The 22396-nt window shown below is 68.5% G+C and carries 24 protein-coding genes, 1 tRNA gene and 1 other RNA gene; 10 read left to right on the top strand and 16 right to left on the bottom strand.

What is annotated here, in order from left to right; translation table 11 throughout:
- Positions 1-21 precede the first annotated feature (21 nt).
- Entirely contained in the window at positions 22-1161 is a 1140-nt protein-coding gene (gene queG / locus ACOZBP_RS10190; protein ID WP_422676314.1) for a tRNA epoxyqueuosine(34) reductase QueG, read from the top strand.
- A 129-nt stretch (positions 1162-1290) separates the two neighbouring features.
- Here queG and ACOZBP_RS10185 read toward each other — a convergent pair whose 3' ends face one another.
- Both ACOZBP_RS10185 and ACOZBP_RS10180 read right to left on the bottom strand, forming a co-directional pair.
- On the bottom strand, positions 1291-1833 hold the full coding sequence (locus ACOZBP_RS10185) for an FKBP-type peptidyl-prolyl cis-trans isomerase (protein WP_422676313.1): 543 nt from the start codon (positions 1831-1833) through the stop codon (positions 1291-1293).
- Positions 1814-3016 (bottom strand): threonine ammonia-lyase, encoded by a 1203-nt coding sequence (locus tag ACOZBP_RS10180; RefSeq protein WP_422676312.1) that lies wholly within the window; start codon positions 3014-3016, stop codon positions 1814-1816. The genes ACOZBP_RS10185 and ACOZBP_RS10180 overlap by 20 nt, the downstream gene beginning before the upstream one ends.
- A 145-nt stretch (positions 3017-3161) precedes the next feature.
- On the opposite strand from ACOZBP_RS10180, the gene ACOZBP_RS10175 reads away from it, so the two are divergent.
- Together ACOZBP_RS10175 and ACOZBP_RS10170 are read left to right on the top strand one after the other, a co-directional pair.
- The gene (locus tag ACOZBP_RS10175) at positions 3162-3683 is read left to right on the top strand and encodes a hypothetical protein (RefSeq protein ID WP_422676311.1); all 522 of its coding nucleotides are present in this window, start codon (positions 3162-3164) and stop codon (positions 3681-3683) included.
- Between the two features lie 90 nt (positions 3684-3773).
- Positions 3774-4043: a hypothetical protein gene (locus ACOZBP_RS10170; protein ID WP_422676310.1), complete on the top strand. Its 270-nt coding sequence runs from the start codon at positions 3774-3776 to the stop codon at positions 4041-4043.
- On the opposite strand, the gene ACOZBP_RS10165 is transcribed toward ACOZBP_RS10170, so the two are convergent.
- From ACOZBP_RS10165 to ACOZBP_RS10130, 8 genes are all read right to left on the bottom strand, one after another.
- Positions 4040-4705, bottom strand: coding sequence for a response regulator transcription factor (locus ACOZBP_RS10165; protein ID WP_422676309.1), 666 nt, complete (start codon positions 4703-4705; stop codon positions 4040-4042). The two genes, ACOZBP_RS10170 and ACOZBP_RS10165, sit on opposite strands and share 4 nt — an antisense overlap.
- A gap of 770 nt (positions 4706-5475) precedes the next feature.
- Positions 5476-5550, bottom strand: a tRNA-Gly gene (locus tag ACOZBP_RS10160).
- 86 nt (positions 5551-5636) lie between these two features.
- Positions 5637-6584, bottom strand: coding sequence for a TraB/GumN family protein (locus ACOZBP_RS10155; protein ID WP_422676308.1), 948 nt, complete (start codon positions 6582-6584; stop codon positions 5637-5639).
- 45 nt (positions 6585-6629) lie between these two features.
- Complete coding sequence (locus ACOZBP_RS10150) at positions 6630-6824, bottom strand: helix-turn-helix transcriptional regulator (protein ID WP_422676307.1); 195 nt, start codon at positions 6822-6824, stop codon at positions 6630-6632.
- Positions 6825-6834: 10 nt separating this feature from the next.
- Positions 6835-7293 (bottom strand): hypothetical protein, encoded by a 459-nt coding sequence (locus tag ACOZBP_RS10145; RefSeq protein ID WP_422676306.1) that lies wholly within the window; start codon positions 7291-7293, stop codon positions 6835-6837.
- A 77-nt stretch (positions 7294-7370) separates the two neighbouring features.
- A complete protein-coding gene (locus tag ACOZBP_RS10140) occupies positions 7371-8588 on the bottom strand; it encodes a DNA recombination protein RmuC (protein ID WP_422676305.1) in 1218 nt (405 codons plus the stop codon).
- Positions 8589-8654: 66 nt separating this feature from the next.
- Positions 8655-9272 (bottom strand): recombination mediator RecR, encoded by a 618-nt coding sequence (gene recR / locus ACOZBP_RS10135; RefSeq protein WP_422676304.1) that lies wholly within the window; start codon positions 9270-9272, stop codon positions 8655-8657.
- A complete protein-coding gene (locus ACOZBP_RS10130) occupies positions 9272-9601 on the bottom strand; it encodes a YbaB/EbfC family nucleoid-associated protein (RefSeq protein ID WP_292035422.1) in 330 nt (109 codons plus the stop codon). Before ACOZBP_RS10130 ends, recR begins: the two co-directional genes overlap by 1 nt.
- A 160-nt stretch (positions 9602-9761) precedes the next feature.
- Between ACOZBP_RS10130 and ACOZBP_RS10125 the strand changes: the two genes are divergently transcribed.
- On the top strand, positions 9762-10376 hold the full coding sequence (locus ACOZBP_RS10125; protein WP_422676303.1) for a malonic semialdehyde reductase: 615 nt from the start codon (positions 9762-9764) through the stop codon (positions 10374-10376).
- Positions 10377-10481: 105 nt separating this feature from the next.
- On the opposite strand, the gene ACOZBP_RS10120 is transcribed toward ACOZBP_RS10125, so the two are convergent.
- The 3 genes from ACOZBP_RS10120 to ffs all read right to left on the bottom strand — a co-directional run bounded on the left by ACOZBP_RS10120 (position 10482) and on the right by ffs (position 13199).
- On the bottom strand, positions 10482-12326 hold the full coding sequence (locus ACOZBP_RS10120; protein WP_422676302.1) for a DNA polymerase III subunit gamma/tau: 1845 nt from the start codon (positions 12324-12326) through the stop codon (positions 10482-10484).
- Between the two features lie 178 nt (positions 12327-12504).
- A complete protein-coding gene (locus ACOZBP_RS10115; protein WP_422676301.1) occupies positions 12505-12906 on the bottom strand; it encodes a DUF3597 domain-containing protein in 402 nt (133 codons plus the stop codon).
- A 197-nt stretch (positions 12907-13103) separates the two neighbouring features.
- Positions 13104-13199, bottom strand: an RNA gene (gene ffs / locus ACOZBP_RS10110) — signal recognition particle sRNA small type.
- 72 nt (positions 13200-13271) lie between these two features.
- Here ffs and nudC point away from each other — a divergent pair.
- Positions 13272-14192, top strand: a complete 921-nt coding sequence (nudC, locus tag ACOZBP_RS10105) for an NAD(+) diphosphatase (RefSeq protein WP_422676300.1) — start codon at positions 13272-13274, stop codon at positions 14190-14192.
- Positions 14193-14372: 180 nt separating this feature from the next.
- On the opposite strand, the gene ACOZBP_RS10100 is transcribed toward nudC, so the two are convergent.
- Positions 14373-15095, bottom strand: coding sequence for a 3-deoxy-manno-octulosonate cytidylyltransferase (locus ACOZBP_RS10100; RefSeq protein WP_422676299.1), 723 nt, complete (start codon positions 15093-15095; stop codon positions 14373-14375).
- 145 nt (positions 15096-15240) lie between these two features.
- Here ACOZBP_RS10100 and ACOZBP_RS10095 point away from each other — a divergent pair, with 145 nt between their 5' ends.
- Positions 15241-15957 carry a c-type cytochrome gene (locus ACOZBP_RS10095; RefSeq protein WP_422676298.1) on the top strand — a complete coding sequence of 239 codons (717 nt, stop codon included), beginning with the start codon at positions 15241-15243 and terminating at the stop codon, positions 15955-15957.
- A 245-nt stretch (positions 15958-16202) separates the two neighbouring features.
- Here the strand turns inward: ACOZBP_RS10095 and ACOZBP_RS10090 are convergent, their stop codons facing one another.
- Positions 16203-17018, bottom strand: coding sequence for an NlpC/P60 family protein (locus ACOZBP_RS10090; RefSeq protein ID WP_422676297.1), 816 nt, complete (start codon positions 17016-17018; stop codon positions 16203-16205).
- A 79-nt stretch (positions 17019-17097) separates the two neighbouring features.
- Positions 17098-18483 carry a leucyl aminopeptidase family protein gene (locus ACOZBP_RS10085; protein ID WP_422676296.1) on the bottom strand — a complete coding sequence of 462 codons (1386 nt, stop codon included), beginning with the start codon at positions 18481-18483 and terminating at the stop codon, positions 17098-17100.
- Between the two features lie 94 nt (positions 18484-18577).
- On the opposite strand from ACOZBP_RS10085, the gene ACOZBP_RS10080 reads away from it, so the two are divergent.
- The 4 genes from ACOZBP_RS10080 to thrS all read left to right on the top strand — a co-directional run bounded on the left by ACOZBP_RS10080 (position 18578) and on the right by thrS (position 22333).
- Complete coding sequence (locus ACOZBP_RS10080) at positions 18578-19396, top strand: tetratricopeptide repeat protein (RefSeq protein ID WP_422676295.1); 819 nt, start codon at positions 18578-18580, stop codon at positions 19394-19396.
- Between the two features lie 197 nt (positions 19397-19593).
- Entirely contained in the window at positions 19594-20064 is a 471-nt protein-coding gene (locus ACOZBP_RS10075) for an iron-sulfur cluster assembly scaffold protein (protein WP_422676294.1), read from the top strand.
- A gap of 80 nt (positions 20065-20144) precedes the next feature.
- Positions 20145-20393, top strand: coding sequence for a membrane protein insertion efficiency factor YidD (gene yidD / locus ACOZBP_RS10070; RefSeq protein WP_105562548.1), 249 nt, complete (start codon positions 20145-20147; stop codon positions 20391-20393).
- A complete protein-coding gene (thrS, locus tag ACOZBP_RS10065; RefSeq protein ID WP_422676293.1) occupies positions 20390-22333 on the top strand; it encodes a threonine--tRNA ligase in 1944 nt (647 codons plus the stop codon). The genes yidD and thrS overlap by 4 nt, the downstream gene beginning before the upstream one ends.
- Positions 22334-22396 lie beyond the last annotated feature (63 nt).

The raw sequence follows: 22396 nt of genomic DNA, 5'->3' as shown, positions 1-22396 counted from the left end.
AACAGGGGCAAAGGCCCCTTCATGGCGGCCGACCCCCGCATCTTCATCCGACAGCGCGCCGCCGAACTGGGCTTCGGCGTGTGCCGCTTCGCCTCGGCCAGCGAGCCGTGGAGCGCGGGCGAGAAGCTGGCCCACTTCGTCGAGGCCGGACGGCACGGCGACATGGGCTGGATGGAGACGACGCTGGAGCGCCGCGCCCACCCCACGGCCATGTGGGACGGGGCCAGGACCGCCATCGTCCTGGGCATGAACTACGGCCCCGAGGCCGATCCCCTGCCCGAGCTTGAGGACAAATCGGCGGGCTATATCTCGGTCTATGCGCGCGGCGACGACTATCACGAGGTCATCAAGGGGCGGCTGAAGATTCTGGCCGGGCAGATGGCGGCGCGGCTGGGGCAGGAGGTCAAGGTCTTCGTCGACACCGCCCCCCTGATGGAAAAACCCCTGGCCCAGCGCGCCGGTCTGGGCTGGCAGGGCAAGCACACCAATCTGCTGAGCCGGACCCACGGCAACTGGCTGTTTCTCGGCGTCATCCTGACCGCGGCCGAGATCACGCCGGACGAAGCCGAGACCGAGCATTGCGGGCGCTGCACCGCCTGCCTTGACGCCTGCCCCACGAACGCTTTCCCCGCGCCGTTCCAGATCGATGCGCGCCGCTGCCTGTCGTATCTGACCATCGAGTTTGCTGACCCGTGGCCGGTCGAGTTCCGCATCGCGGCGGGGCCGCGCATCTATGGCTGCGACGACTGCCTGGGCGCCTGTCCGTGGAACAAGTTCGCGCAAGGGGCGTCGGAGGCGCGTCTGCACGCCCGCGACAGCCTGAAGGGGCCGAGGCTGGCGGACCTGCTGGCGCTGGACGATCCGGCCTTTCGCGCCCTGTTCACCAAGAGCCCGGTCAAGCGGATCGGGCGGGATCGGTTCATCCGCAACGTGCTCTATGCGGCGGGGAACTCAGAGGACGCGGCGCTGATCACCCCGGTCGAGGCCCTGCTGGACGACCCGGCGCCCGTGGTGCGCGGGGCCGCGGTCTGGGCCCTGTCGCGGCTGTCGCCCGAGCGGTCGGCGGCGCTGCGCGAGACGCGGCTGGCGGGGGAAACCGATGAGAACGTCAAAGCGGAATGGCGCACGCCTCTCCCTCCCCTTCATGGGGAGGGTGGCTGAGGCCCCGACTTGATCGGGGCCGAAGTCGGGTGGGGGCGCTTCGGAAATCGGACGCAGCGGATAATCAGCCTTGCCCTCCCCACCCGGTCGCTACGCGACCACCCTCCCCATGAAGGGGAGGGAGAAAGATCAGACGTCAGCCGAACCCACGCCACGACCGCCGCCCGGCACAGGCGCCACGTCGAGCAGCTTCAGCCGGAACACCAGCACGGCGTTGCCGGGGATCGCCGGCGGGCCGCCGGCCTCGCCGTAGCCCAGCTCGGGCGGGACGTAGAGCAGCCATTCGTCGCCCGGCCTCATCAGTTGCAGGGCCTCGGTCCAGCCGGGGACGACCTGTTCGGGGCTGAAGACGGCGGGCGAGCCGCGCTTGAACGAGCTGTCGAAGACCGTGCCGTCGGTCAGGCTGCCTTCGTAATCGACGCGCGCCAGATCGTTGCGGTCGGGGCGGACGCCGCCCGCCGGGCCGCTGGCGACCACCTTGTACTGCAGGCCCGACGGCAGGGTCTGCACCCCTTCCGCCGAGGCGTTGGTCTTCATGAAGGCGGCGGCGGCTTCCGCGTTTTTCGCCAGATCGGCGCCGGACACGGCGGGCTGGCGGTTGCAGGCGGCCGTGGCCAGAAGTGCGGCGGCGGAAACCGCCGCCAAAACGGGCCTAGCCCATGCGAAGTTCATAGCCACGTTCCTTCAAGGCTTCGCCGATTTCCTCGGCATGTCTGGCGTCGCGGGTCTCGACCATGATGTCGAACTCCGCGCCCTTGGCCGGCACGTCCAGCGCCAGCCGGTTGTGCACGACGTCGATGATGTTGCCGCCCAGACCGCCGATCACGGCGGCCATGGCCGACAGCATGCCCGGGCGGTCGTCGCCCAGGATGCGATAGACGATCAGCCGCTTTTCGCGAACCATTTCGCGGTTCAGCACCACGGCCAGCATGCGCGCGTCGATGTTGCCGCCGGTCAGCTCGACGCCGACCTTCATGCCCTTGAAGCGTTCGGGATTGGCCAGGATGGCGGCCAGACCGCCGGCCCCGGCGCCCTCGGCCACCGTCTTCTCCAGCGTCGCCAGCAGGGCCACGCCTTTCTCGAAGTCCGCTTCCTCGCAGACGAAGATCTCGTCGATCAGGCTGTCGGCCAGGGCGAAGGGGATTTCGCCCACGGCCTTGATGGCGATGCCCTCGGCGATGGTCTGGCCGCTGCACTTGGCCGGTTCGCCGCGACGACGCGCCGTGAAGGAGGGATAGCGCGCCGCCTCGACCCCGAAGATCCTGATGTCGGGCTTGATCGCCTTGGCGGCGATGGCGCTGCCGGCGATCAGGCCGCCGCCGCCGATAGGGATGATCAGGGCGTCCAGTTCAGGCGCGTCCTCGATGAACTCCAGGCCGCAGACGCCCTGGCCCGCGACGATGCCCTCGTCGTCAAAGGCCGAGACGAAGACATAGCCATGCTCGACCTGAAGCCGCTTGGCCTCCTCGGTCGAGGCGGAAAAATCGAGGCCGTGGATGACGACATTGGCGCCGTGGGCGCGGGTGCCGTCCACCTTCACGAAGGGGGTGCCCTCGGGCATGACGATGGTCACCGGTACGCCGAGGCGGCCGCCGTGATAGGCCAAGGCCTGGGCGTGGTTGCCCGCCGAGGCGGCGACGACGCCGCGCTTCATCTCGTCCGGCGTCAGTTGCAGCAGCCGGTTCAGGGCGCCGCGCTCCTTGAAGCTGCCGGTGAAGTGCAGGTTGTCGAACTTGATCCAGATCTCGGCGCCGGTCAGTTCCGACAGGCGGCGGGAATGACGGACGGGCGTGCGATCAACCTGGCCCGCGATGCGCTTCTGTGCTTCGCGGATGTCGTCGAGAGTGACGGTCATGAAGTCCCTGAAAACGTTTCTGGCCGGTCTCTGCGTCCGGTCTCCGGCGCTCTTGTGGCCTACGCCGCGACGGCGGGCAACCTTGACTCGCCGCGCCATAGGGGGCCATGCCGGTAGCGCTTGAAACGCGTTTTGGGAGCCCTTGATGTCGATCCGCCGCCCTTCCCTCGCCCTCGCCGCCGTCCTCGCGGGCGGGCTGGCGCTCAGCGCCTGCGCCACCACGCCGATGGGGGGCGGGATCAACGCCGGCTCGACCGAGTTCAGCGCCGACGCCTTCGCCTGGTCGACGCGCGCCGGTCAGGCCTCGATTGAAGGTCGCGTCGCCTTCGCCCAGGACGGCAAGACCTTCAACTGCGTCGGCCACGTCGGCCTGATCCCCGACACCGGCTACACTCGCGCCCGGATGCAGCGCCTCTACGGCTCGACCGAACGCGCGGCCGTGCCCGCCGCCGTGGTGCGCGCCCGTTCGGCCGGCGAACAGGGCGCCGACTACCGCTCGTTCGAGCGCGCCCAGGCTTGCGCCCAGGGCGCCTTCCGCTTCACCGGTCTGCCCGACGGCAGCTGGTTCCTGATCTCGCCGGTCAAGGCCGGCGACGACATCGTGGTGCTGATGAAGCGGGTCCAGACGCGCGGCGGGCGCATGATCAACGTCACCCTCGGAAGTTGAACGGCGCCGGGGAGCAGCGTTCGCCATCCTTTGGCCTCACCGGACCGCTCTCTGAACTGATCCATTCCTGGACAGTCGGGGAGCGCGTTCTTGTCCCAACATAATATCATCGGCTCCGAGGCCTTCAGCCAGCGGCCCTTCGTGATCATTCGCGGCGTGAAGACCGGCGGTTTCCGCCGTCGTCGCTCCGGTTCGGGCCTGACCTATGCCGTCGTGGCGGTTCTGGCCCTGTCGGCGGGTGCGGCGGTCGCCGCCTTCGCCCTGGGCCCCTTGCTGGTACAGCCTGACTCCGCCAGCGCCGCCGCGCCTGTCCATACAGCGTCCCCCGCCCTGCCTGTCGCCCCGACGCCCGCCGCCTAGGGGCCGACGAAACTCAGGGCCTCGGCGAAGAGCTCGCCCCGGCTGCGCACGCCGAGCTTCTGGTAGGCGTGCTTCAGATGGGTGCGCAGGGTCTCGATGGAGATATCCAGGGCCTGCGCGATCCTGCCCGTCTCCGCCCCGCCCAGCAGCATCTCGATGATCCGGCCCTCGGACGGGGTCAGCAGGTGGTTCTCGATCAGGGCCTGAAAGCGGATTTCGCTGCGGGCTCTCTGCATCGTCAGTCCGACCAGGACATTGGGCGGCGCGCAGACCTCGCGCGTCCAGGCCACCCAGTGACGGCCGCCTTCGCCGGGCACCACGGCGCAGCCCGCCTCCTCCGAACGCGCGCCGAGGACCAGGCTGGCGATGATCGGCGACCGCGGCGTCAAGCGCCCGTCGCTGACCGCAAAGGCTTCGCCCTCGTCGCGCAGCGCCCGCGCCGCTTCATTCATCCACATCACGTCCAGATCGCGTGTGACGATCAGTCGGGCGCGACGTTCGCCGTCCACCCAGTTGGCCAGCGCGCGACCGCAGATCGCATCGCGATCGTCCTCGTTGATCGACGCGGGTCGACGCCGATCCTGAGACACGCGGCGATCGACCGAAAACCATAGAGATTTCTGCGGCGCGCCTGGCGCCTCGACCTCAGCAGAACCGTGCACCACACCGACGCTCCAGGCTTTGGCCGTCCCCGCTCGACCGTTTGTCGCTCCACCACGCAACGCGACGCCACAATATCGACCAATTCACCATACCCCAAAATATTCCGATGAACACCCCACAGATTGGTGATGCGCGTACGCCCCGAATGTTCGTATGTGTGACATAGAAGGCGGGATACGCTTCTTCTAATTTAGTCGATTTTCAGAGATTCAAGCGCTCGATGTGTTATCGACTGCAGAATACAGTGAAAGGACTATTACTAATAATATATTAACGATGCTAATACTTGGTCTTACTTGATCTGCTCAAGGCGCATCGTCATTCGAACCTTGACGCTCCGATCGCCACCACCGCGCTCGCGGGATCGATGCGCCAAAGGGCGGGCCGAGCAAGGCGCCAATGCCTTGGCTCAAACTTAGGCGCTTCGGCGCGACAACCTCGAAGCGGGATTGCACGCCCCCCAGCGTTCCGCCCGACTGGACTCGTCGCCGAAGCGCCAGGCCTGCAAGGCCGAGGCTGCGGCCTCAGGTCGCATTGGCGCCAGCCCGCTGACAGGGGCGAATGCGTTTTGCAGAACGGAGAAGGCAGATGAAGTCTCTCGCTCTAAAGGTGACGATCAGCGTCGGCGCCATGGCCCTGCTGGCGGGGCTGGGCCTGATGATCTGGGCCGGCTTCGCCATGTCGGCCCACGGAGCCTGACCTCACGCCGCTCACCGCCGGCAGCGGAGCCCGTCGGCGACTCAACGGCGGCGTCGGTCGAGACTTTAGCTGGAGCGGCCGGCGGGAATCGAACCCGCGACATTCAGCTTGGGAAGCTGACGTTCTACCTCTGAACTACGGCCGCGCTGCGGGCGGACCATAGAGCGCGGGGCGGAAAAGAAAAGGCCCGGCGCGGGGCCGGGCCGGGGGAAGGTCCGCAGTCGCGGGCTCTCAGTCGCCAACCCGCTCGACGCGAACACCGCGCTGTTCAAGTTGCGCCTGCAGGCTGTCAGCGCCCGCCAGATGCCCTGCGCCGACCGAGATGAAGGCCGTACCCGAGCCGGCCAACAGGGTCTGGACCTGATCGGCCCAGTCCTGGTTCCGACGCGTCAGCATGACGGCGTACATCTCGGGCGATTCCGCCTTCATCTCCTGGCCGATCAGGCGGTCCAGGCCCTCGACGTCGCCGGTGGACCAGGCGTTGACCATGCGCCCGAGAAAGGCGTCGGCCTGGTCGAACTCCTTGAGGCCTGAGCGCAGCATGGCCAGTTGGGCCTCTTCGGACATGTCGGCGATGAAGCCGATCTGTTGGGGCGCGGTCTCGAAGCCCTTGATCGGCTTGCCCGTCGCGGCGGCGCGCGCATGCAGGACCTGGTCGCCGCCGTTGGCCGCGACATATCCCGCCTTCTGGATGGAGGCGAGCGCCAGTTGCAGGCTGGCCAGCCAGGGTCGCAGCGGATCCAGTTGCTGCGCCGTCGCCCCTACGGTGCGAGCGGCGGCGTCAAGATCAACGCGCTCTTCGGCGGTGAGCAGGCTGGACAGGGGACGTTCCGGCGAAAGACCCTTGGCCTGGATCAACGGCAAGACGCCGTCCTGATTGTTGAGGTCGGCGATCTCGAACCAGAACTCGTCCGCGTTGGCGAAAGCCTGATCCACGCGGGCCGTACCCCAAGGCGTGTCGGGCTTGAGCACATGGACCGTGCCAAAGAGGTAGATGGTGGAGTCCGCATCGCGCACCACCCAAAGGCCCGGACCTGAGCCCGCGGGCGCGGCGGTGACGGCGACCGGCTCCGCAACGGGCGCCTGAGCCAGCGCCGACGGAGCCAGAAGAAGGGTCGACAGGGCGGCGGCGACCGCGAGTGTCGAGAGAAGGGAGGCGGGCGGTCGGGCGAAACGCATGACAGGCATCCTTGCAATGCGGAGGAAAGACGACAGCGGCGACGCCTAGTCTTCGTCCGAAAAAATAGATTCGATCGGCATCTGGAACAGCCGCGCGATCTTGAAGGCCAATGGCAGGGAGGGGTCGTAGCGACCGGTCTCCAGCGCGTTGACGGTCTGGCGCGAGACGCCGAGTTCGGTGGCCAGGTGGGCCTGGCTCCAGTCGCGCTCGGCGCGCAGGACCTTGAGACGGTTATTCATGCCGCGTCCCTCAACGCCGCCCCAGCCACCACCAGGCCCAGGCGACGCCATAGCCGATCAGCATCAGCGTCAGCATGGCGAAGGCGCCGGTGGCCGCATAGGCGGCGGGGTCGCTGCGCTCGGAATACCAGGCCGGGATATTGATCGTCGCCGCCTGAGGCAGGGAGGCCAGAATAACGAAGACGCCCCCCACCGCCATGCCGCTGGAGCCGCCCCAGAACCAGGCCCATTTGTGGGCCTCCTGAGCCGCCTCGTCGATCGAGCGCATCCACTTCAGGCTGATCCACATGGCGATCAACATGCTGAAACCTGCGAAGACGCAGATCACCGTCAGGGCGACGGGACTGGCCAGAACGTCCGCATCGCTGGCGCTCAGATAGCCGATGACGCCCCCCGTGACGAAGATCGCCGCCAGGAACAAGACCAGCGCGACCGCTGACTGGAGAATGAGTTTACGCTTGCCGGCCACGACGCCCTCCGAGTTGACAAGGATGTTTTACATCACAGGACGCCATCGTCAAGCGAGGTTGTCAGATCGGCCCTCGCCTAGTCCGCCGGGGCGTTCAGCAGTTCAGGGCGGCTGAGGGTGCGCGGCGACTGTTCGACGGCGGGCAGGTCGGGCAGTTCCTTGCCCTCGTGGTCGACTTGCAGGTCCTCGAAGCGGCGGGCCGAGACCATGACCTGGCTCTCCAGCGAGCCGACGAACTGGTTGTACTTGCCCACGGCGGTTTCCAGCGCCCGGCCGACCGAGGCGGCGTGGCCGCCCATGACCGACAGGCGCTTGTAAAGCTCCTTGCCCAGCTTGGCGACGCCCTCGGCGTTCTTGGCCTGCTCCTCGGCGCGCCAGCCGTAGGCGACCGCCTTGCACAGGGCGAACAAGGTCGTCGGCGTGACGATGACCACGCGCGAGGCCATGGCCTGGGTCATCAGGTCAGGCTCGTGATCCAGGGCGGCGGACAGGAAGGCGTCGCCCGGCACGAACATGGCGACGAAGTCGGGGCTGGGCTTGAACTGGTCCTGATAGGCCTTGGACGACAGCTGGCGGACATGGGTCTTCATGCTGGCGGCGGTGCGGGCCGACATGGCGCGCCCTTGCGCTTCCTCGTCGCCGTCCGCCTCGTCAGCGAAGGCCAGGGAGACCTTGGCGTCGATGACGAACATGCCGCCGCCCGGCAGCTTGACGATAAAGTCCGGGCGCTGCTGACGGCCTTCCTCGTTGGCCGAAGAGTTCTGCTCCTCGAAATCGAAACGCCCCGTCATGCCGGCGGCCTCCAGCACGTTGCGGCAGGTCTGCTCGCCCCAGCGGCCGCGACGGCCGGTGTTGCCCTTGAGCGCTTCGGTCAGGCGGCGCGCCTCGTCGCGGGTGGCGGTCGAAGCGGTCATCAGGGCGGCCAGTTGCTCCTTCAGACCGCCGGTGTCCTCGGCGCGCGTCTTCTCCAGGGCGGCGACGTGTTCCTGGAACTTGGCGAGGGTTTCCGAGACGGGCTTGAGCTGAGCCTCCATCCGTTCACGGGCGACGCGATCCTGGGCCTGGAAGGTCTCGGTGGCGCGGGCCACCAGCCTGGTCGCCACCGCCTCGGCCGACTGCGAGGCCTGGGCCTTGAGGAACTCGGCCATGGAATCGCGGCTCTCCTCCATCAGCTCCAGCCGGGCGTCGGCGGCGTCGAGCGCGCTCTTGGCCTTCTGCCAGCCCATGAAGGCCCAGAAGAAGCCGGCGACAGCGGCCACGGCGACGACCAGCAGGATGAGTTCGAGCATGTTCATGCTCCGTTCCTAGCCGGAGTCGCTGCCCGTTGAAAGCGGAGCCGCGTCAGCTTCGGACGTGAGCGGTCAGGCCGGGCGACGCGCGCGCAGGGCCTGGATGATGGTGCCGTCGTCCAGCCAGTCCAGTTCGCCGCCGACGGGGACGCCGCGGGCCAGCGAGGTGACTTCGACCCCCGCCGCCGACAGGCGTTCGGCCAGGTAATGCGCCGTGGTCTGGCCGTCGACGGTGGCGGGCAGGGCCAGGACGACCTCGCGCGCTTCGCCGCCCCCCATCTCGCCCCCTCTGACGCGGCCGATCAGTTCGGCGATGCGCAGCTGTTCGGGACCGACGCCGTCCAGAGCGGACAGCAGGCCGCCCAGCACGTGATACTTGCCGCGAAAGGCGCCCGACCTCTCCATGGCCCACAGGGCCCCGGCCTCCTCGACCACGCAGATCAGGGCGTTGTCGCGGCCGTGGTCGGAACAGATGGAGCAGGGATCGCGCGTGTCAGGCGCGGCGCAGATCGAGCAGTTGACGACCTTCTCGGCGGTTTCAGCCAAGGACGCCGCCAGCGGGACCAGCAGTTGCTCGCGCCGCTTCAGCAGGGCCAGGGCCGCGCGCCGGGCCGAGCGCGGGCCCATCCCCGGCAGCTTGGCCAGCAGACTGATCAGCCGTTCGATTTCCGGCCCGGCGGAAGCGGCCATCAGAAGAGTTTCGGCATCCCCGGAATGTTCATCCCGGCCATGGGGCCGGCGGCCTCGCGCATCAGGGCGCTGTTGACCTCGTCCAGCTTGCGCTTGGCGTCGGCGTGGGCGGCGACGATCAGGTCGGCCAGGATTTCACCCTCGCCCGGCGCCATCAGGCTGTCGTCGATCTTCACCGCGGTGATCTCGCCGGGGCCTTTCAGGGCGATGGAGACAAGGCCGCCGCCCGAGGTGCCCTCGGCGGTGGTTTCGGCCATCTTGGCCTGGGCGTCCTGCAGCTTTTGCTGCATCGCCTGGGCCTGTTGCATCAGGGCGTTGAGGTCTTTCATCCCCCCTAGATAGGGCGATCCGAGCCGCGGCTCCAGACCCTCGTGCAGAAGATTGGCCGACATTAGCAACAAGTTTTGTAGCCAATCGTCTTGACGCCGATGCAGAGCGGGCCATATTGGCAACACCAGTAGTTACCAATCCTGTTCAAAAGCTTTCCGCATGGCTTTCGACACCCTTTCCACCCGCGACGTTCCGGTCTCCGACGCCGTTCTGGCCCAGTTGTTCACCGAGGCGCGCAGCCGGAACGGCTGGAGCGACCGGCCCGTGTCCGACGACCTGATCCGCAAGCTCTATGACCTGACCAAGTTCGGCCCGACCGCGTTCAACATGACTCCGGCGCGTCTCGTCTTCGTCACCTCGTCCGAGGCCAAGGCCCGTCTGATTCCGCATATGGCCGAGGGCAACCGCGCCAAGACCCTGGCCGCCCCGGTCAACCTGATCATCGGCCAGGACATCGATTTCCACGACACCCTGCCCAAGCTGTTCCCGCACGCGCCGGGCGTCCGCGACTGGTTCCTGGACGAGGCAGGCCGTCGTGAGGCCGCCTTCCGCAACGCCTCGCTGCAGGGCGGCTATCTGACCATCGCCGCCCGCGCCCTGGGTCTGGATGTCGGTCCGATGTCGGGCTTCGACGCCGCGGGCGTAAAGGCCGAGTTCTTCCCCGACAGCCATGTCGAGCCGAACTTCATCATGAACCTGGGCTACGGCACGGACGAGAACCTGTTCCCCCGCTCGCCCCGCCTCGCCTTCGAGGAAGCCGCGCAGATTCTGTAAGCCTCCCCCCGTCATCCCGGACGGCGTGAAGCGCCGATCCGGGACCGCCCAAGACGCCGCGTTTCCTGCGGTCCCGGATAGCCCTGCGGGCTTCCGGGATGACGGCTAATCCTCTTCGCCGGCCTCGTCGTCTTCCGGGATGGCGGGCATTTCGATCGCCGGGGCCAGGGTCTTGATGTCCTTGATCTCGGCGCCGGGGAAGGCCTGCATGATGGAGACGACGAAGGGGTCCGCCTCCACCGCCGCACGGCGGGCGGAACGGGCCTTTTTCTCGACCTCGATCAGGGTCTCGCCGCCGCCCTGACCATTGGCGGCGATCAGCCAGGTGCGGCCGGTCCATTCCTTGAGCCGCCCCGCCAGCCGCCGCGCCAGATCGTGCGGCGAGCCCTGCGCGGGCTCATAGACGATGGCGCCTGGCTTGAACGACACCGGCTTCACATAGCGCTCGACGTCCATCTGCAGCGTGATTTCCCGCTTCTCGCCGATCAGGGCGACGACGGCCTCAAAGGTCTGCGGATCGGGCAGGGCCGGCGGGGCCATGGGCCGCGCCGCCAGCATGGCCGAGGCGCCGCCGCCTCCTCCAGAGCCGCCGCGAGGCCCGCCCGCGCCGCCGCCCGGCAGGGTCCCGCCCGACTGGATGGCCTTCAGCGCCTCTTCCGGTCCCGGCAGGTCAGCGGCGTAGGCCAGACGGACGATGGCCATTTCCACGGCGTCGGCGGGGTTCGGCGCGCGCCGCACCTCGTCCAGCGCCTTGAGCAACATCTGCCAGGTGCGCGACAGCGTGCCAGCGGAAATCGCCGCGCCCAGCGCCGTCAGCTTCTGCGCCTGATCATTGGGCAGGCGGGTGGCGTTGGGGCCGAGCATCTTGGCCACCGAGGCCGCGTGGCAATGCTCCAGCAGGTCGTTGGTCACCTGCACCGGATCGGCGCCAAAGCCGTAGAGCGTGCGGAAGTTTTCCAGCGCCTCGGGCGTGCGCCCGGCCATGATGGATTCGAACAGGGCGATGGTCTGGGTCCGGTCGGCCAGACCCAGCATGTCGCGCACGGTGGCGGTCTGGACCGTCTGGCCGTGTTCGGCCTGAACCAGGGCCTGGTCCAGCAGGCTGAGGCCGTCGCGCACAGAGCCCTCGGCCGCGCGAGAGATGAGGGCCAGGGCCTCCTGCTCGATCTTCATGCCTTCGCGGTCGGCGATGCGCGACAGATGCTCGACCAGGATCTCGGACTCGACGCGGCGCAGGTCGAAACGTTGGCAGCGGCTGAGGATGGTCACCGGGACCTTGCGGATCTCGGTGGTGGCGAAGATGAATTTGGCGTGGGGCGGCGGCTCTTCCAGCGTCTTCAGCAGGGCGTTGAACGCCTGCGTCGACAGCATGTGCACCTCGTCGAGGACATAGACCTTGTAGCGGGCCTCGACCGGCGCGTAGCGGACGCTTTCCAGGATGTCGCGGATGTCGTTGACGCCGGTGTGCGAGGCGGCGTCCATCTCCATGACGTCCATGTGCTGGCCGGCCATGATGGAGGCGTCATGGCGGCCGTGGCCCGTCAGGCTCAACGACGGCTTGTCGATGACGTCGGTTTCATTGTTCAGGGCGCGAGCCAAGAGGCGGGCGGTCGTCGTCTTGCCGACGCCCCGCACCCCGGTCAGCATGAAGGCGTGGGCGATGCGGCCCGTGGCGAAGGCGTTGGTCAGGGTCCTGACCATGGCCTCCTGCCCGATCAGGTCCTCAAAGGTACGCGGGCGGTATTTGCGCGCCAAAACCTTGTAGGCGCCGTCGTCGGCGGGTTCGACCTCAAGGGGGGCGGCTTTCACGGGCGCAGGCGCCGCGACAGGAGCCGGAGCCGGCTCGGGCGCAGCAGCGGGCGCGCCGAACATGTCGTCGGTGTTCTCGTCCCGCTCGGGAACGTCCTCCTCCCAGGGAGGGCCATCAAGATCAGGATCGACGTCGCTCATGATCCTGTCTTAGCGCGGGCAAGCCGACAGCGCATCCTCCGCTTGACCGATATGCACCGTCAATCGAGACGAGCCGAAACTCGCCGTCTGAAAGCCGGCAGCTTGACCATAGGCCTGGGTCCCGGATCAGCGGCGCGCAAGCGCGCCTTGTCCGGGATGACGGCAGGTGAGGAGACGATCAGAGATCGGTGGGCAGACGGCCGCCGTTGTCGCGGATCTTCTGAATCACCTGGGCGTGCAGCCAGATGTTCATGGAGGCGCTGTCGGATTTGTCGCCGGTATAGCCCAGCTCATCGGCCAGTTCCTTGCGCTCGGCCAGCGAGGATTCCAGCCCGACCAGCTTCATCAGGTCGACGATGGAGGTGCGCCAGTTCAGCTTCTGCGCCTTCTGGTCGTTCATGAAGTCGAGGATGCCCGCGACATCGACCTCGGGCGCGGGCTGCGGCGCGGTCGCGGCGGCGGCCGTCACCTGGGGCTGGACAGGCGCCGCGGTCGGCGTCGGCGTCGCCGGAGCGGCGGGAGCCGCCTCTTCCTTCTTCTTCTTGAAGATGCCGCCGAGAATGGACCCGAGAATGCTCATGCGCCTGCTCCTGAAAGGGTGAAGACCTTTCAGCGGGCCAGAGCGATTCCGGTTCCGTGAAGCTTGCGAGACGCCGCCAAGAGCCCTGCTGAAAAACAGAGTCCAATTCGTCTGAATAGTCTGAAATGGCGCTTAACCGAGAGCGCCAAACCTGCGCTCAAGCAGCGAGCGACCGCGTCGCGAGCGTAGCGCAAAAAAGAAAGTAGAGACCGCGACCCGAAGGTGAATTCGTTGTGGCTGCTGCCTTCCGGCCCTGACCAGGTTGGCGAAGCCTTCGCCCGCGATCTCCGAGGAGGGATATGACGGTTGGCGACGCGGGAATCAAGACCCCTCCCCGCGTCGTCTTGTCGGGGGTATGAAGCGCCATGCCCTATCGCAACGTCTTCTCCGGCAATCCGCTCGACCGCTCGGGCGACCTTCGCAACGACGCCGCCTGGCTGGGCGAGCAGGAGGCCAATCCCGAGGCCCTGGCCATGGTGCTGTGGGAGGGGCGGCCCCTGGTCGAGGACCACGAGGGCGGTCAACGCCTGGTCTGGCTGGCGCTGAGCCACGGGCGCGACCTGGTCCCGGACCGCGACGTCTTCCTGGGCCTGTGGAAGGGAGCGCCGGTCTTCGCCATCGAGTTCGAGGGTTCCATCGACCCGACCAGCGGTCCCGCCGGCGGCCTGGGCCAGTTCATCGAGATGCGCGCGGCCGCCGCCGCCCTGCCGGAAGCCGATGTCGCCATCGCCGGGACGGCCAAGAGCCTGTTCGACTGGCGCCGGCGTCACGGCTTCTGCGCGGCCTGCGGCAAGGCGACGGATCAGGCCTCGGGCGGCTGGCGACGCGTCTGTGCGGCCTGCGGGGTCGAGCATTTCCCGCGCGTCGATCCGGTCGTCATCATGCTGCCGGTCTATATGGGGGGCGCCGAACCCCGCTGCCTGCTGGGCCGTCAGGCCGCCTGGCCCGAGGGTCGGATGTCGGCCCTGGCCGGTTTCATGGAGCCCGGCGAATCCATCGAGGAGGCCTGCGCCCGCGAGGTGATGGAGGAGGCGGGGCTGACCGTGTCGGGCGTTGTCTATCATTCGAGCCAGCCCTGGCCCTTCCCGGCCCAGCTGATGATCGGCCTGATCGCCGAGGTCACGACCGAGGACGCAGCCCCCGACCAGACCGAGCTGGAGGCCGTGGCCTGGCTGACGCGAGGAGAAGCGCGGGCGGTGCTGGCGGGCACGCACGGGTCGATCCATGCGCCGCCGCCGTTTGCGATCGCGCGGCGGTTGCTGGAGGCGTGGGCGGAGGGGGAGTAGGCGCGACTCCTCGGCTTTCCTCCCCACTTGTGGGGAGGGGACCGCGAAGCGGTGGAGGGGGCGACGCAACCTCTGGCTTTCTGTCGCCTCCCCGGACAGGGCAGCGCCGCCCCCTCCGTCTCGGCCGCTATTGCGTCCGATCCACCTCCCCATTCGCTGCGCGAACAGGGAGGAAAGAAGTCAGACCAGCGCCCGCGCCGCCTCCAGGTCCGCCGGATTGTCCACCGACAGCGGGGCGTCCGCGATCACCGAGGCCCAGATCTGCAGGCCCATTTCCAGGGCGCGCAGCTGCTCCAGCTTTTCGCGCTTTTCCAGCGGCGACGGGGGGGCGGCGCAGAAGCGCATCAGGGCGTCGCGGCGATAGCCGTAGATGCCGACGTGGCGCCAGACGGGGCCGTCGCCGTAGAGGGTCGAACGGGTGAAGTAGAGGGCGCGGCCGCTGGCGCCGTTTTCGGGCAGGGCCAGGACGGCTTTCACCACATCGGGGTTGGCGCGGTCCGAGACGTCGGCCTCGGCCGCGACCAGGGTGGCGATGTCGCAGGTTGATTCGCGGCCCAGAAGCTCGGCGCAGGCGCGGGCCAGATCGGGCGAGGCGAAGGGCATGTCGCCCTGGATGTTGACGACGATGTCATGGGCGGCGTCGGGATCGACGGCCTCGACCGCCGCGCGGATGCGGTCCGAGCCGCTGGGCAGGTCAGGATCGGTCAGCACGGCCAGGCCGCCGGCCGCCTCTACAACCTCGACGATCTCGGGATCGCCCGCCGCCACGGCGACGCGGAAACCGGACAGGGCCGCCTGTTCCCAGGCGCGCACGATCATGGGCTTGCCGCCGATATCGGCCAGCGGCTTGTTCGGCAAACGGGTCGCCGCCATGCGAGCGGGTATCAATATCAGCGGATTCATCGACTTGACGACGTCCAGAGACGCCCGGATGCGGCCGGGCCGGTTGCGAAGGTCGCGCTAGCGTGTAAGAGACGCCGACGCAAGAATATGCCTGAGGCCGCTTCGCGGTTGGGGGGCTCATTAGAGACGGGAAGCGACGACGCGCATGAGCGGCGATCTGAAGTGGAACAAGATTATGGGCGCGTGCCTGGGCACCGCCTTTGTGATCCTGGTGGTCCAGCAGGTTTCGGGCATGGTGTATCACACCAAGCAGCCCGAAAAGATGGGCTATTTCGTGGATGCGCCGGACGAAGCCGCGGGCGCCGAACCGGCCGCCCTGCCGATCGACTGGGGCACGGTCCTGCCGACCGCCGACCTGGCCGCCGGTGAAGCCGCCTTCGCGCGCTGCCAGGCCTGCCACACCGCCAATACCGGCGGCGCGGACGGCATCGGCCCCAACCTGTTCGGCGTCATCGGCGGTCCCGCCATGCACCGCGCAGGCTTCGCCTATTCGGACGCCATGGCCAAGCACAAGGCCGAGGCGCCGACCTGGGGCTATGACGAGATCGACCACTTCCTGACCGCGCCGGGCCGCTACATCCCCGGCACCAAGATGTCCTTCGCCGGCATCCGCGACGAGAAGACCCGCATCAACCTGATCGCCTGGCTGCGGACGCAGGGTTCGGGCGGCTTCGGCATCCCGGCGCCGGATCCCGCCCGCCAGCCCGGCGCGGCCGCCGCCCCGGCTGCTGACGGCGCGGCTCCGGTCGCTGAAGGCGCCGCCGCCACGGAGGTCGCTCCGGCCGCCGAGGGCACGGCTCCGGCCACGACCCAGGCGACCCCGGCCGCCCCGCCGGCTGCAACCAGCGCCCCGACGGCGTAGGCGTCAGACATTCGAGACGACGGGAAAGGCGGCCTTCGGGTCGCCTTTTCTGCGTTTGGACCTCTGATCCTCCCCCGTGAAACGGGGGAGGGGACCGCGTAGCGGTGGAGGGGGCGGCTACAGCTGCAACCTTCGACAGCTTGGAAGCGCCCCGCGCCCACCGTGATCCGGCGCGCTTGCTCTCGCCCCCTCCACCATACTGCGTATGGTCCCCCTCCCCCGCTGCGCAGGGGAGGATTGAGAACTTAGATCCGCCGGAACACGGCCGTGGCGAAGCCTTCGCCGGTCAGTCGGGCCTCGACCTCGGCCAGGGTCTCGATGACCACGCCGCCGTGGGCGCCGGTCGCATGGATGACCTGATCGGCGTCGACCATGATGGCCGAATGGCCGGTCCAGTCGTGATCACGGTTCGGCGCCATCCAGACGACCAGGTCGCCGCGCTGAGCGGCTTCCCGGGCAACGGGACGTCCCAGATCGGCCTGGGCGTCGGAGCGGCGCGGGCCGGGCAGGCCGCAGGCCAGAAGCGCCTGTTGCACCAGACCCGAACAGTCGGTCTCGAACGAGGAGCGGGCGCCCAGCGCATGAGGGCGGCCCAGCAGGCGTTCGGCCACGACGACGGGCTCGCGCTCGAAGTCGCCGACAGGTTGAAGGTCTGCGTCGCTGAGCCCCTCGCCCGTCTCGCCCACCAGGGCGTTCAGCGGCAGGGCGGCGGTGACGGAGGCGACGCGGCGGGCAGGCAGGGGCGCGCCCGGCGACAGAAGATCGAGGGCGACCCAGCCGACGACGCCGTCGCGGCGCGCGCGGCCCCAAACTCGCATCTGGCCTCGGTGGTTCTGACGATGCAGGACGTCGAAGGCCTCGCCGTGCAGCAGCTGGTCGACGCGTTCGTCCGTGTCGGAATGAATATCCGCGACCGGAACCCGGCAATGCATGGGCTCGGTCCGGCGATAGGCCTCGGCCCGCATCAGGCCTTCCAGCGCCTGTTCGGCCAGCACGATCCGGTCTCCGTCCCGAAGGATCAGAGGCGGGCCGGGCGGAATAAGGGCCAGAAGGTCGGACAAACAGGGCCTCAGCGGCGGTTCACGCGGGTGAACCGCCATATGTAAACGCCGAAGCCAAATCGGGCGTTAACAGCCTTGGCTATTTGGCGAATCGGTCACGCAGATAGCGGTAGCAGGCGCGCAAGCCTTGCGCCTCGCCGCCTTCCGGGTGGCCGGGACGGGCGCGCGGATTCCAGGCGAAGATGTCCATGTGGGCCCAGGCCCCCGTCGTCGGCGCGAACTTTTGCAGGAACAGCGCCGCCGTCACCGATCCGGCCTGGGCCCAGGCGGCGGAATCATTCTTCAGGTCGGCGATTTCGCTGTCCAGCGAAGCGCGATAGCCGGCCCAGAGCGGCATCCGCCACAGCGGGTCGCCCACGGCGCGGCCGGCGCTGAGGATGCCCTCGGCCAGGGCCTCGTCGTCGGTGTAGAGCGGCGGCAGCTCCGGGCCGAGCGCCATGCGCGCCGCGCCGGTCAGGGTGGCGAAATCCAGCGTCAGGTCGGGCTCATGCTCGCTCGCACGGGTCAGGACGTCGGCCAAAATCAGGCGGCCTTCGGCGTCGGTATTGCCGATCTCGATGGTCAGACCCTTTCGGCTGTTCAGAATGTCGCCGGGGCGGAAGGCGTCGGCGGAGACGGCGTTCTCGACCGCGGCGACCAGGACCACCAGACGCACCGGCAGGTCGGCCTGCATGATCAGCCGTCCGAGCGCGAGCGCATGGGCCGAGCCGCCCATGTCCTTCTTCATGTTGCGCATCCCGGCGGCGGGCTTCAGATCCAGACCGCCGGTATCGAACACCACCCCCTTGCCGACCAGGGCCACCAGCGGCAGGTCGGTCTGGTCCAGCTTCCAGCCGATCTCCAGCACGCGCGGGGCGCGGTGCGGGGCGGCGGCGCGGCCGACGGCGTGGACGGCCGGGTAGTTATCCTCCAGCAGAGCCTCGCCGGTCGTGACGGTCAGGGTCGCGCCCGAGCCTTGCGCGATCTCGCGGGCGATGGTCTCGATCTGCAAAGGCCCCATGTCGGCGGCTGGGGTGTCGACCATTTCGCGGGCCAGGGCGGCGGCGGCGGCGATGTTCAGGGTTTCGGTCAGGTCCAGACCGGCGGGGGCGGCCAGACGGGCGCGTCCGCGCTCGGGCCGGGCCTTGTAGCGGTCGAACAGATAGCCGCCGAGGGCGAAGGCCAGCGCCGCCTGCTGGGCCGCCTCGCCCTCGACGCCGTCGAGGCGCCAGTCGCCGGCGGGCAAGCGCGTCGGCAGGGAACGGGCCGTCATGGGCTCGAACGTCTCCCCCGCGCCGAACAGGGCCTCGGCCGCCGCGCCGTCGTCGCCGGGGACGATCAGCAGCTGGCCCGCCTTGCCGGTGAAGCCGTTGGCCTCGGCCCAGGCGGCCGACTTGCCGGTCAAGGCCTGGCCTTGCGCGATCACGCGCACCGGGCGCGCGCTGTGGGAAGCGGCGATCAGCAGGTCGGAGTGTGCGACGGACATGGGGCGAGCCTTTCCGGCCCTTAAAGGCCGATTAACCAAACCTTGACCCGGAGGGGCGACGCTGAGGCCGCAGGAAACCGTCCGGACCCTCTCCATGTCGCGCACCGCCGCCGCCGCCGCAACCATGACGCTGGCACTTGTAAGCCTGTCGGGCGTCGCCATGGCGCAGACGCCGGCGCCCGCCGCCGTCCAGGCGCCCCAACCCGCCGCCGCTGCGACACGCGCCAGCTATGACCGCGCTGACGCCCTCAGCCGCTCGGTCTTCTGGTCGCAGGAACAGCAGATCAATCCGATGGACCCCGTCGCCGGGGTCAAGACGGCCCAGGCCCTGCGCGAACTGGGCCAGTTCGATCAGGCGGCCGAGACGGCGCAGGGCGTCCTGACCGTCCAGCCGGCCAATGTCGAGGCCATGCTGGAGGTCGGCCGCGCCCACATCGCGCGCGGACAGGCCTTCTACGGCATCGCCGCGCTGGAACAGGCCCGCGCCGCCGCGCCGCGCGACTGGCGGCCGCTGTCGCTGCTGGGCGTCGCCTATCAGCAGGTGCGTCGTCCGGACGACGCCAAGGCCGCATGGAACGAGGCCCTGCGCCTGTCGCCCGACAATCCCGATGTCCTGACCAACGCCGCCATCGCCCAGATGGGCGAGGGCGACGCGCCATCCGCCGAAATCCTGCTGCGCCGCGCCGCCGCCCAACCGGGCGCCACCCTGAAGGTGCGTCAGAACCTGGCCCTGTCGTTGGGGCTTCAGGGCAAGACCGCCCAGGCCGAACAGATCTTGCGCCGCGACCTGCCGCCCGAGGTCGCCGACCGCAATCTGCGCTGGCTGGCCGAGCGGACGGCGACGAGCGCGCCGGTTGTGGCGGCTGAAACCGCTGGGGCGGCCCGCACCTGGTCTTCGGTTCAGGGCGGCTGACCTAATCCTCCCCTGCGCAGCGGGGGAGGGGGACCGCTGAGCCTGAAGGGCGAAGGGGTGGAGGGGGCGAGCTTCGAGCGCGACGCGTGCTTCCGCCCCCTCCACCATGCTGCGCATGGTCCCCCTCCCCCGTTCGCTTCGCTCACAGGGGAGGATCGCGTCTTCTCTCTCTGCTCCGAAAGCCCTATCTTCTCCCCATGATCGACGACCTCTACAGCGCGCGCATCCTGTCGCTGGCGGCCAACCTGCCGCACAGCGGGCGTCTGGCTGCGCCGGAAGGCAGCGCCGAGCGCGTGGCCAAGCTGTGCGGGTCCAAGGCGACCGTGGACGTGACGCTGGACGATCAAGGCCGCATCAAGGAATTCGCCCATGCGGTGAAGGCCTGCGCCCTGGGTCAGGCGGCGGCGGGCGTGGTGGGCGAGAGCATCCTCGGCGCCTCGGCGTCGGAGATCGCCGAGGCTAGAGACGCCATGCTGGCCATGCTGAAATCGGGCGGCGACGGCCCCGAGGGCCGCTTCGAGGGCTTGCGGGTGCTCAAGCAGGTCGCCGACTATCCGGCGCGCCACGCCTCGACCATGGTGGCGCTGGAAGCCACGCTCGACGCCGTGAACCAGGCGCTGGAAAAGCACCACAGCGATACGCGAACTCGTCTCGCCGGCGCGGCCTGAGGCGTCGTCTGGTTGATCCCCCTGTCATGAAGAGGGATAAGCACGACGAACCCGAAACAGAGCCCCCGGCGAAGGGACAGATGTCTCTCTACGAACGCAGCGTCCGCGCGGCCCATCGGGGCTATAAGGTGACGCTGTCCCCCTTCTTCGGCCAGTCGTGCCGGTTTCTGCCGACCTGTTCGGACTATGGGCGCGACGCCCTGCTCCAGCACGGTCCGGTTCGGGGGGGATGGCTCACCGTGCGCCGTCTCTGTAAATGCCATCCCTTCGGCGGTTCGGGCTATGATCCCGTGCCGCCCGCCAAGATCGAAAAAGAACGACCGTCATGATCGAACTGAAATTCCCCGACGGCGCCGTGCGTCAGTATCCGGCCGGCTCGACGGGCCGCGACGTGGCCGCCGCCATCTCGCCCTCGCTGGCCAAGAAGGCGGCCCTGGTCGTCTGGAACGGCGAGCAGCGCGACCTGGATCGCGTCATCGACGGGAACGGCGACTTCCGTCTGCTGATGCGCGACGATCCCGAGGCGCTGGAGACCATCCGCCACGACGCGGCCCACGTGCTGGCCCAGGCCGTGCAGGAGCTGTTCCCTGGCACCCAGGTCACCATCGGCCCGGCCATCGAGGACGGCTTCTATTACGATTTCGCCCGCGACGAGCCATTCTCGACCGACGACTTCGCCAGGATCGAAAAAAAGATGGGCGAGATCATCGACCGGGGCGCCCCGCTGGAGCGTCAGGTCTGGGACCGCGACACGGCGATCAAGCATTTCGAGTCGGTGGGCGAGACCTACAAGGCCGAGCTGATCCGCGACCTGCCGGGGACGGAGACCATCACCGTCTACAAGCAGGGCGAATGGGCTGACCTGTGCCGGGGGCCGCACTTCCCGACCACCAAGTTCGTCGGCAAGGCCTTCAAGCTGACCAAGCTGGCCGGGGCCTATTGGCGCGGTGATTCCAGCCGCGCCCAGTTGCAGCGCATCTACGGCACCGCCTGGGCGACCAAGGAGGATCTGGACGCCTATCTGCTGCGTCTGGAGGAGGCCGAGAAGCGTGACCACCGCAAGGTGGGCAAGGCCATGGAGCTCTTCCACATGCAGGAAGAGGGCCGGGGCATGGTCTTCTGGCACCCCAAGGGCTGGGTCCTGTGGCGCGTGCTGGAAGCCTATATGCGCCGCCGTCTGGACGCCGCCGGATACGTCGAGGTCAAGACGCCCCAGGTGCTGGACCGCAAGTTCTGGGAGCAGAGCGGCCACTGGGACAAGTACCGCCCCAATATGTTCGTCTGCGAGACGGTCGAGGGCGAGGAACTCAGCCTCAAGCCGATGAACTGCCCGGGCCACGTGCAGATCTTCGACCAGGGCCAGCGGTCGTACCGCGAACTGCCCCTGCGCATGGCCGAGTTCGGCGCCTGCCACCGCTATGAGCCGTCGGGTTCGCTGCACGGCCTGATGCGCGTGCGCGGCTTCACCCAGGACGACGCCCACATCTTCTGCCGCGAGGACCAGATCGTCGAGGAGACGTCCGAGTTCATCAAGCTGGCCCGCAGCGTCCACGCCGACCTGGGCATGGAAACCGCCTATATCAGCCTGGGCACCCGGCCCGAGAACCGCGCTGGGTCGGACGAATTCTGGGACAAGGCCGAGGCCCTGATGGCCGAGTCCGCCCGCGCCGCCGGCACCGAGCCGGTCGTCACCGAGGGCGACGGCGCCTTCTATGCGCCCAAGCTGGACTTCATCGTCAAGGACGCCATCGGCCGCGAATGGACCTGCGGCACGATCCAGTTGGACTATGTCCTGCCGGAACGCCTGAATGCGACCTACATCGCCGAGGACGGCCAGAAGCACCGCCCGGTCATGCTGCACCGCGCGATCCTGGGCAGCTTCGAGCGCTTCATCGGCATCATGATCGAGAACTACGCCGGGGCCTTCCCGCTGTGGCTGGCGCCGACCCAGGCGGTGGTGGCCACTATCACCTCGGACGCCGACGGCTACGCCGAAGAAGTGGCGGCCAGGTTCCGCGCGGCGGGCCTGCGGGTCGAGACCGACCTGCGCAACGAGAAGATCAACTACAAGATCCGCGAACACTCGGTCGGCAAGGTGCCCGCCATCGCCGTCGTCGGCCGCAAGGAGGCCGAGGAAGGCAAGGTCGCCATCCGCCGCCTGGGCTCGCAGGCCCAAACGATCGTCACCATCGAGGAAGCCATCGCCCTGCTGACGGACGAGGCGACGCCGCCCGACCTGAAGCGCCTGCGCGACGGCGTCGAGGCCTGAACATGAGAACGCCCCGGTCGAAAGGCCGGGGCGTTTTTCTTTGGCGAGTATTCTCCTCCCCCG

This window comes from Brevundimonas sp. NPDC058933, from assembly GCF_049315965.1.
Taxonomy (GTDB): Bacteria; Pseudomonadota; Alphaproteobacteria; order Caulobacterales; family Caulobacteraceae; genus Brevundimonas.
The sequence above is the reverse complement of the archived record's forward strand: the minus strand, read 5'-3'. Positions and strand labels throughout refer to the sequence as shown.